The organism is Sphingomonas lacusdianchii (genome assembly GCF_022664395.1).
Lineage (GTDB): Bacteria > Pseudomonadota > Alphaproteobacteria > Sphingomonadales > Sphingomonadaceae > Sphingomonas > Sphingomonas lacusdianchii.
Genome location: NZ_JAKRET010000063.1, coordinates 1 through 2,034 on the forward strand (window position 1 = coordinate 1; position 2,034 = coordinate 2,034).

The 2,034-nt window shown below is 65.7% G+C and carries 2 protein-coding genes; one reads left to right on the forward strand and one right to left on the reverse strand.

Annotation, left to right across the window (positions count from 1 at the left end):
* Positions 1 to 185: hypothetical protein (locus tag MF607_RS22425; protein WP_242122380.1), on the reverse strand; the 185-nt coding region annotated here is incomplete at its 3' end.
* Between the two features lie 372 nt (positions 186 to 557).
* Here MF607_RS22425 and MF607_RS22430 point away from each other — a divergent pair.
* Positions 558 to 2,034, forward strand: a 1,477-nt coding sequence (locus MF607_RS22430) for a PAS domain-containing protein (RefSeq protein ID WP_277926058.1), incomplete at its 3' end; no start/stop codon positions are given.

The following is a 2,034-nucleotide window of genomic DNA, read 5'->3' on the forward strand; positions in this document are numbered from 1 at the left end:
GTTCGAGCTGGTAAGCATCTACTTTCACCGGCCAGATCCTTGCCGGCACGTCGATCACGACCGCGACGGTCGGACTGAGCGAGCGAGCGCAGGATCAGATCATTCTTGCCGTCGATCAGGGCGGCGACGTTGACAGCTCGGAGTTGCAGCGCCTGGCGCTTTGGCGAAAATGTCGAGTGCGGCAATTGTTGGCTTGGCAGAGCGCCGCCCGCTCAAGCTTGCCAGCAGCCAGATGCTCGCGACCGAGCGTCATGAACGGTGATGTCATCGCAAAGGCCCGCCTGTTACAAAAACCGGGGATTGGCCAAGGATGTCGTGCTGAACGATCGATGCGATTTAACAGGTCCGCTGCCCCTGAAACCGGAAGCCGTTCGTCGCCCCTGCACCTTTGCGAAGATTCCCGCTAGACCAGCAAGATGCGGTTTACGTCATCTTCCAATCCCTTCGTCACCACCGCCAGCAACACCGGCTTCGAGATCGTGGCTCACGACTGGTCCGGCACATCTCTGGGGGCGATCGACACGTGGCCGGCAGCCCTGCGATCGACGCTGACGCTGATGCTGGCCTGCCCGACGCCGATGTTCCTGGCATGGGGACCGGAGTTGCTGTGCTTCTACAACGACGCCTACCGGCCGATCCTCGGCTACCGGCTGGACGGCGCGTTAGGGCGTCCCTTCCGCGAAGTATGGGCAAGCATCTGGGATGATATTGAACCGTTGGTGAGCGCAACGCTTGCCGGCGAGACGCGCACGATGACCGACATGCCGCTCGACCTGAGCCGCGACGGCAAGCCCGAAGAGAGCTGGTGGACCTTCACCTACTCGCCGGCCTTCTACGACGACGGCGGCATCGCCGGCCTGTTCTGCGTCACCGGCGAGACCACCGCGCGCATCGTCGCGGTGCGCGATCGTGATGCGGCGGACGAGCGGCTGCAACTCGCTCTGTCGGCGGGGAACAGCATCGGCTCGTGGGACTGGGATGTCGTCAACGACCGCCTGACGGCCGACACCCGCTTCGCGACCCTCTACAGCGTCGATCCGGACCGGGCAGCCGAAGGCGCGCCGATCGCGGAGTTCTTCGGCGGTATCCACCCCGACGACCTTCCCCGCGTCCAGGCGGAGATCGAGAAGGTCATGGCCGGCGACGGCAGTTTCGCGTCCGAGTACCGGCTATTGGGCAAGGACGGCTCGATCCGCTGGGTTTCGGCGCAGGGACGCTGCATCTTCAATGATGACGGCAAATGCGTGCGCTTCCCCGGCATCAGCTACGACATCAGCGAGCGCATGGCGGCGGACCTCGCGCTCAAGGCCGCCAAGGCGGAGCGTGAGTTCGTGATCGACCTCACTGGCCGGCAGCGGGCACTCGCCGATCCGGAAGCCATCGTTCGGCTGTCGGCCCAGGAATTGGCACGACGGCTCGGGGTACATCGCGCCGGCTTCTATCGTCTCGTCGGCGCCAACCAGCTTCGCCACGGTGCCAACTGGACGGACGGCACGATGGCTCCGCTCACCGGCACCGATCCGGTGAGCCGCTTCGGCGAGCGCGCCGAGCAGTCGCGACGCCGCGGCAAGACGCTGGTGTTCAGCGACAGCCGGCATGACGATGACGGCGACTTCCTGCCGTTCGCCGATCGCGGCGTGCTGGCGGGCGTGTGCGTGCCGCTGATGCGCGAGGGCCGGTGGCAAGCCGGCATCTATCTCCACCATGCGGAGGTGAGGCACTGGACGCCGGGTGACGTGGCGCTCGCCCGCGAGGTCGCCGAGCTGACCTGGCTCGCGGTTGAGCGCGCCGAGGCGGTGCTGCGGCTCAATCAGCGAGTGGATCGGCAAAGCACCGCGCTTGCCGAGGCGAGTAACGAGATGAAGGCGGAGACCGGCCGGCGCACCGAAGCCGAGAGCCAGGTGCGTCAGCTTCAGAAGATGGAAGCGGTAGGCCAGCTCACCGGCGGTATCGCGCACGACTTCAACAATATGCTTGCCGTCGTCATCGGTGGCCTCAATCTCGCCCAGCGTCGGCTCGATCGCGGCGACACCG